The organism is Virgisporangium aliadipatigenens (assembly GCF_016863615.1).
GTDB classification, from domain to species: Bacteria; Actinomycetota; Actinomycetes; order Mycobacteriales; family Micromonosporaceae; genus Virgisporangium; species Virgisporangium aliadipatigenens.
The window spans coordinates 1-6503 of the sequence record NZ_BOPF01000085.1 but is presented as its reverse complement, the minus strand read 5'-3'; the positions used below and the strand labels follow the sequence as shown (position 1 = coordinate 6503).

General features: G+C 70.7%; 6 protein-coding genes and 1 tRNA gene. 4 read left to right on the top strand and 3 right to left on the bottom strand.

Annotated features, from left to right (window positions below):
- A partial coding sequence (locus Val02_RS46735) for a penicillin-binding transpeptidase domain-containing protein (protein ID WP_275415691.1) occupies positions 1 to 1494 on the top strand: 1494 nt, incomplete at its 5' end.
- A 57-nt stretch (positions 1495 to 1551) separates the two neighbouring features.
- On the opposite strand, the gene Val02_RS46730 is transcribed toward Val02_RS46735, so the two are convergent.
- Positions 1552 to 2004, bottom strand: a complete 453-nt coding sequence (locus Val02_RS46730) for a GatB/YqeY domain-containing protein (RefSeq protein WP_203905851.1) — start codon at positions 2002 to 2004, stop codon at positions 1552 to 1554.
- 62 nt (positions 2005 to 2066) lie between these two features.
- Between Val02_RS46730 and Val02_RS46725 the strand changes: the two genes are divergently transcribed.
- The 3 genes from Val02_RS46725 (at position 2067) to Val02_RS46715 (ending at position 4412) form a co-directional block, all read left to right on the top strand.
- A complete protein-coding gene (locus tag Val02_RS46725; RefSeq protein ID WP_203905850.1) occupies positions 2067 to 2960 on the top strand; it encodes a metallophosphoesterase in 894 nt (297 codons plus the stop codon).
- 169 nt (positions 2961 to 3129) lie between these two features.
- Positions 3130 to 4281, top strand: a complete 1152-nt coding sequence (locus Val02_RS46720; RefSeq protein WP_203905849.1) for an alpha/beta hydrolase — start codon at positions 3130 to 3132, stop codon at positions 4279 to 4281.
- A 54-nt stretch (positions 4282 to 4335) separates the two neighbouring features.
- Positions 4336 to 4412, top strand: a tRNA-Pro gene (locus Val02_RS46715).
- A 102-nt stretch (positions 4413 to 4514) separates the two neighbouring features.
- Here Val02_RS46715 and Val02_RS46710 read toward each other — a convergent pair.
- Both Val02_RS46710 and Val02_RS48865 read right to left on the bottom strand, forming a co-directional pair.
- Complete coding sequence (locus Val02_RS46710) at positions 4515 to 6041, bottom strand: LacI family DNA-binding transcriptional regulator (protein WP_203905848.1); 1527 nt, start codon at positions 6039 to 6041, stop codon at positions 4515 to 4517.
- A 16-nt stretch (positions 6042 to 6057) separates the two neighbouring features.
- The gene (locus Val02_RS48865; RefSeq protein ID WP_373318074.1) at positions 6058 to 6375 is read right to left on the bottom strand and encodes a helix-turn-helix domain-containing protein; all 318 of its coding nucleotides are present in this window, start codon (positions 6373 to 6375) and stop codon (positions 6058 to 6060) included.
- Positions 6376 to 6503 lie beyond the last annotated feature (128 nt).

Here is a 6503-nt window from a genome sequence, read left to right as displayed (position 1 = left end):
GGGTACAAGATCACCTCTACGCTCGACATCCAGGCCCAGGTCGGCGCCAAGAAGAACATCGACGATGCGATGAAGAACCGTCAGAACGAGGCGCTGATGCTCGCCGGCACCGAGCCGGGCACCGGCAACGTGCGCCTGCTCGCGGTCAACCGCAACTACAGCAACGACCAGAGGAACAACGGCCCCCACACCGATCCGGCCAAGGCCGGCAAGGTCAAGGGCAACTACCCCAACACCACGGTGCCGCTGCTGACCGGCGGCGCCGACATCCAGGGCTACCAGTCCGGTTCGGTGTTCAAGATGTTCACCATGGTGGCCGCGCTGGAGAAGGGCATCCCGCTCGACTACAGCTTCGACACGCCGTCACCGGTGAAGACGAAGTACCCGCTCGCACCCGGCCCCGCGGCCTGTAACGACGACCGCGGCCGCTCGGTGTACTGCCCGGAGAACTCTGGCGGCAAGGGCCAGGGCGTCAAGAGCATGTGGACCGCCTTCGGCTCCTCGACCAACACGTACTTCGTGCCGCTCCAGGAACGGGTCGGGGCGGACAACGTGGTGGCAGCGGCCAAGAAGATGGGCATCGTCTTCCACGGCGACGACAAGGACCTCGGCGACAACCCGCAGGCCGCGGCGCTCTGGGGTGCGTTCACGCTCGGTGTGTCGATCCACACCCCGCTCGAGGTGGCGAACGCCTACGCCACCCTCGCCGCCGACGGCAAGTACTGCAAGCCGAAGCCGATCCAGGAGATCGTAGAGATCAGCAGCGGCAACAAGGTGGACGGCGCCGAGTCGAAGTGCGAGCAGGTCATGTCCGAGGACGTGGCCCGCGCCGCCACCGACGCGGCCCGCTGCCCCGTCGGCGACAAGTCCCAGTACGACAAGTGCAGCGGCGGCACCGCCACCGGCACCAAGAGCGAGTACCTGAAGAGCTGGCCCATCGCCGGTAAGACGGGCACCACCGACTCGGAGAAGTCCGTGACGATGGAGGCGTTCACCAAGCAGCTGTCGGTGTTCGGTGTGCACACCGACCCGGACACCCCGCAGACGACCAAGCGGTTCAAGCACGACCAGGTGAACCCGACGGTCGCCAAGACGCTGCGGGACGCCATGCAGGGCAAGGAGGCGATCCAGTTCGGCAAGCCGAGCCAGGGCCTCGCCCTCGGTGAGCGCCGCAACATCCCGAACGTCAAGTGCAAGAGCATCGCCGACGCCCGCAACGCCGTTCAGGCGGCCGGGTTCGAGGCGCAGATCGCCAGCGGCAAGGTCGCGTCGGAGTGTCCGGACGGCACCGCCGCCGGTACCGACCCGACCGGTTCGTCGAGCAAGGGCAGCATCGTGGTGATCCAGGTGTCCAACGGCCAGCCGCCGGGGCCGAGCCCGGGCCCGAGCGGGGGCACCGGTGGCGGCGGCGCGGCCCCACCGCCACCGCCGCCGAACAACCCGACGACGCCGACCGATCCGCGCTGCCGCATCAACCCGCGGCTGTGTGACTGACGGATAGACGACGAAGGGGCGGTCCGCACGCAGCGGGCCGCCCCTTCTGGCGTTCCCTCAAAGAAGCTGACGCTTGACCTCGGCCGCGACCCGGCCACCCTCGGCCTTGCCGGCCACCGCGGCCTGGGCCGCCTTCATCGCCGGGCCGATCTTGGTCTTGTCCGTGATGCCGGCCGCGGAGAGCGCACCCGCGACGATGTCCCGCAGCTCCTCGTCGGAGAGCTGGGCCGGCAGGTACGCCGCCAGGACCTGCTCCTCGGCACGCTCCTTGGCCGCCGACTCCGCGCGCCCCGCGTCGGCGAACGCCGTCGCCGCCTCGCGACGCTTCTTCGCCTCCTTCGTCAGCACGGCGAGGACCTCGTCGTCGGAGAGCTCACGCGCGGCGGTGCCGGACACCTCGGCGGCGCGGACCGCGGTCAGCGCCATCCGCAGCGTCGAGGTGACCAGTTCGTCACGCGCCTTCATGGAGGTGCGCAGATCGGACTCGAGTCGGGTCTTCAGCGTGGACATGGCCCGCAACGTACGCCAGGCATGCGACAGACGCGACCGGAAATGACGCTAATCTTGGGCGCATGCGTGCCCGTACCGTCCGCCGGCTCGCCGTCGGCGCCCTGACCGTGGGGGCCGCCACCGCGGCCTACGCGTCGCTGATCGAGCGCAACCTGTTCACTCTGCGGCGGGTGGACGTGCCGGTGCTGGCACCCGAGGCGGAGCCGTTGCGGGTGCTGCACATCAGCGACCTGCACCTCACCCCCGGGCAGCACCGCAAGCAGCGGTGGGTCTCCGAGCTGGCCGGCACCGACCCCGACCTGGTCATCGTGACCGGGGACAACATGGCGCACGTCGACGCCGTTCCGGCCGTCCTCCGTGCGCTCGGTCCCCTGATGGAACGCCCGGGCGCCTTCGTGTTCGGCTCCAACGACTACTTCGGGCCGGTGCTGAAGAATCCGCTCGGCTACTTCGACCGCGACCGGGAGCACATCGAGGGGCCGGCGCTACCGGCCGGTGAGCTGCGGGACGCGTTCGCCGGGGCGGGCTGGGTCGATCTCAACAACGCGCGCACCACGATCAAGGCCGGCGGCCGGCTGATCGAACTGGCCGGCGTCGACGACCCGCATATCGGGCGAGACCGCTACGCCTCCGTCGCCGGGCCGGTCGACCCGGGAGCCGACCTGCATCTCGGCGTGACGCACTCCCCCGAGCCCCGGGTGCTCGATCCGATGGCGGCCGACGGGTTCGACCTCATCCTTGCCGGGCACACGCACGGCGGGCAGGTGTGCGTGCCGTTCTACGGTGCGCTGGTGACCAACTGCGAGCTGCCCCGCCACATGGCCAAGGGGCTGCACCGGTGGCCGGACTCGGCGGCGTGGCTGCACGTCAGCGCCGGGCTGGGCACGCACCCGACCGCGCCTGTGCGCTTCGCCTGCCGCCCCGAGGCGTCGATCCTGACCCTGGTGCCCCGATGAGCGTGCGCATGGCACGGCGCCTGGACCCGAGCGTGCGCATGGCACGGCGCCTGGACCGGAGCGCAGCGGAGGGAAGCCGCCGTGGGGCGGAGCCGTGCGCTGAGCGGGAAACCGGGCGCGCAGCGGAGGGAAGCCGCCGTGGGGCGGAGCCGTGCGCTGAGCGGGCAACATGAGTGCCGCGCCTACCACCGCTGCGGAGGTTCCGGGGCGGCGGTGGCCGCGTCGGGTGGCGTACGGGGTCGCGGGCCTGGCCGGCATCGCCGTGTCGCTCTCGTCCGGCACGGCCGGCGCCGGTTGGTTCTTCGCGGCGCTGGTCATCACGCCCGGCCGCGAATACCCCGTGCAGATCCGCAGCGTGAACGGCGACGAGGTCACGCTGACCCGCAACGAGGACACCGAACGCGCCATCCCGCTCTCCCTGGTGTGGGCCGGCGGGCACGGGCGACTCGGCGACATCGTGAAGATCGAGCGTTCGACCGTCGTCAGGAAGCTGCACTCCGTCGGGGCGGGGGAGCCGAAGGTCGGGCTCCGGGCGTTCCCCAGCTGCGTGGTTTTTGAAGGGGATCCGCGGACGGCGCGCGGCCTCGACTACACCGAGGTCGACGTGCCCGGCGAACTGGGCGACATGCCCGCCTGGCTCGTGCCCGGCGCCGACCCGGACACCTGGGTGATCGCGGTCCACGGCCGCGGCGGACACCGTGGCGAGGCGATGCGCATCCTGCCGGACCTGCAGGCCGCCGGCCCGACCACGCTGGTCATGACCTACCGCAACGACGAGGGCGCCCCCTCCGCACCCGACGGTTTCTACCACCTCGGTGCGACAGAATGGCGCGACCTCATGGCCGGCGTGGAGTTCGCGCGGGCCAACGGCGCCAAGCGGATCATCCTGTACGGCTGGTCGATGGGGGGCGCGATCGTGTTGCACGCGCTCCGCAACGGTGCGCTGCCGGACGTCGTCGGCGTCATCATGGACTGCCCCGTGATCGACTGGGTCTCCACGCTGCGCATGCAGGCCGCCCAACGCCGCCTCCCCGGCGCGCTCACCTGGTCCGCGCTGCGCCTGGTCGAGCAGCGCATCGGCGAACGCTTCGCGCAGCTGGACTTCCGCGGCTTCGAGATGCCGGTGCCGACCCTGATCCTCCTCGACGGCGACGACCGGCTCGTGGCGCCGGTGCCGACCCGGGAGTTCGCCGCCGCCAACCCGTCCACGGTCACGCTCTACGAGACCCGGGGTGGTGGGCACGTCCGCTCGTGGAACGTCGACCCGGAGGGGTACTCCGCGCAGGTCACCGCGTTCCTCAAGGGGCTCGCGCGAGGGTAGGGGGATACCGAGTTTGTCGTCCGGAGACGGTCGGCTAGTATTGCTCAGCACGCTCGGGGTATGGCGCAGCTTGGTAGCGCGCTTCGTTCGGGACGAAGAGGCCGTCGGTTCAAATCCGGCTACCCCGACCAAGCAGAAGTGCAGTTCAGGGTCAGTTTCCCCACCGGGGAGACCGGCCCTGATTTCGTTTCCAGGGCCGTGCGGGGAGCATCTGGGGAGCGAACGCTCCCGGCTCATCGGTCTACCTCCCCCGCCCGGTCAGCCAGCAACCGATCCAGCACCGCCACCGGCGAGCGGGGCGCCATAGCCCGGCGGGCATCGAGCGCGGCAGCCCACAGGTCGGTCAGGCCGGCCATGAGCCGATCCCGCATCGGCCCGGTCACGTGGGTGTAGCGCGACTGGACCGAACCGTCCTCGTGGCCCATCCGCTCATCCATCAGCTTCGGCGGCGTGCCCAGTTCCTCCATCAGGGTCTTGTGGGTGTGGCGCAGCCCGTGCGGGGTCAGTCCATGGGCGAGCGGCAGCCAGCACAGCTCCGCCCGGCCGGCGGCGTTGCGGCCACGCACCGGTACTCCCGGCCACGGGTCGGCCAGCAGCGGCACCGGCCGGCTCGGTTGCGGCGCCTTAGCCGGGTACGAGCCCGTGACCGCCGGCTGGAACAGCCACGTCGCGAAGCCGTTGCGCCGCCAGTGCGCCGCCCGCTCCCCCGCCGGCTCGCCCTGCACATACCCGAGGTCGGTCACGGCCTGGAGCACGCGCACCCGGGTCGCATCGGGCACGGTCTCCGGGCGGTTCAGCACGTTCGACACGGTGCCGGTCGACACGCCGGCTTGGCGGGCGACGTCGACCAACTTCGGGCCGGGCCGGCGGGCCGCACCGTTGGGCGCTCCGTGGCCACCGAACGCGTAGACCAGGCCATGACACCGGCATGCCGTCGGCGCGGTCCGGGCGAGGTGCCCCGACAGCAGGCCCGACAGCCAGGCCGGCACGTCCACCGTGCGGCGCGAACCGTCCTTCGGCGGGCACCGGTGCAGCTCGCCGTTGTCCAGTTCGTAGAGCTGCCACTCGACCCGCACCGCTGCCGATCGCACGTACTGCTTCTCCAGCCCGACCAGCTCGCCCCATCGCATGCCGGTGTATCCCAGCAGGATCAGTGCCACGAATTCGTCATCGCGGCCGGACAGCAAGGCGGCCCGTTCGGCGATGAGCAGGATGCCCAGCGCGTCCGTCACCGTCTTCTCCACGCCTCGGGTCAGGTGGCGGCCGTCTCGCCGACCCCGGCCCCGCCGGCGGGTCGCCGGGTTGCTGTCGCGTAGGCCCTCTTCCTTGGCGTCCTCAAGGATCAGATGCAGGGTGGCCCGCCACGTCTTGATGCTCGCCGGCTTGTAGTTGTGGGACCGTTCGGTGCGCTCCCAGTCGGCGATGTCCTTCGGCTTGATGGCGCCGACGGCCATCTCGCCGAAGAACGGCAGCAGGTGTTCTTCGATGTGGCGCCGGTAGTTCTGCATCGTTGATGCCGCGAGGTCCTGACAGGCATACCAGTCGTTGGCGTAGTCGGCGAACAGCGTCTGCCCCAGCGCCGGGTCCCGCCACACACGCCCCCGAGCCTCGGACTCCTTGTCCTGGGCCGCCCGTTCGGCCTCACGCTTGCCGGTGAAGCGGATTGCCTCACCGGACTCCCCGCACACGGTGACCAATCGGCCGTCGGGCAGCCGGTACCGGCCACGCCAGTAACCGGCCCGCTTCTCCGCATATGCCACCTGAACGCTCCTTTCCTTACGCTGCAATCGATGCCGAGCCAGCGGCCCGCACACGACGGGGCACCCTCGGCTGAAGACGGGCCGGCCCACCGGCGGCGACCGATCGCGGTTGCGGCCATCGCGACGAAACCACCGGCTCCACCGGCCGTACCTCGGACAGTCGAACGATCTCGGCGACGTGCTCCGGGGTGAAGCGGTAGCCGCCGCCGATCCAGCAGTACGGAATGCGCCGCTTCCGGGCCTGGTCCTTGACCCACCACACGGAGCAGCGCAGCATCTCGGCGAGCTCCGCCGGGACGTAGAAGGTCGTTGGCTGCGGTGCCGGGCCGCTCATCGGTTGTGCTGTCCTCTCCGTTCAGGCGTCAAGTTGGGCTTGACGGTGTTCTTGCTATGCCGCGAGGGCGGTCGCGATGTCCTGGGTGGAGATGGGGTGTTCTCTGGCGGCTGCTGCGGCGGCCTCAG

Bases quoted from the DNA above. Each gene is read 5' to 3' on its own strand.
- Val02_RS46730 (WP_203905851.1), bottom strand. From the start codon at position 2,004: ATGTCCACGCTGAAGACCCGACTCGAGTCCGATCTGCGCACCTCCATG.
- Val02_RS46725 (WP_203905850.1), top strand. From the start codon at position 2,067: ATGCGTGCCCGTACCGTCCGCCGGCTCGCCGTCGGCGCCCTGACCGTG.
- Val02_RS46720 (WP_203905849.1), top strand. From the start codon at position 3,130: ATGAGTGCCGCGCCTACCACCGCTGCGGAGGTTCCGGGGCGGCGGTGG.
- Val02_RS48865 (WP_373318074.1), bottom strand. From the start codon at position 6,375: ATGAGCGGCCCGGCACCGCAGCCAACGACCTTCTACGTCCCGGCGGAG.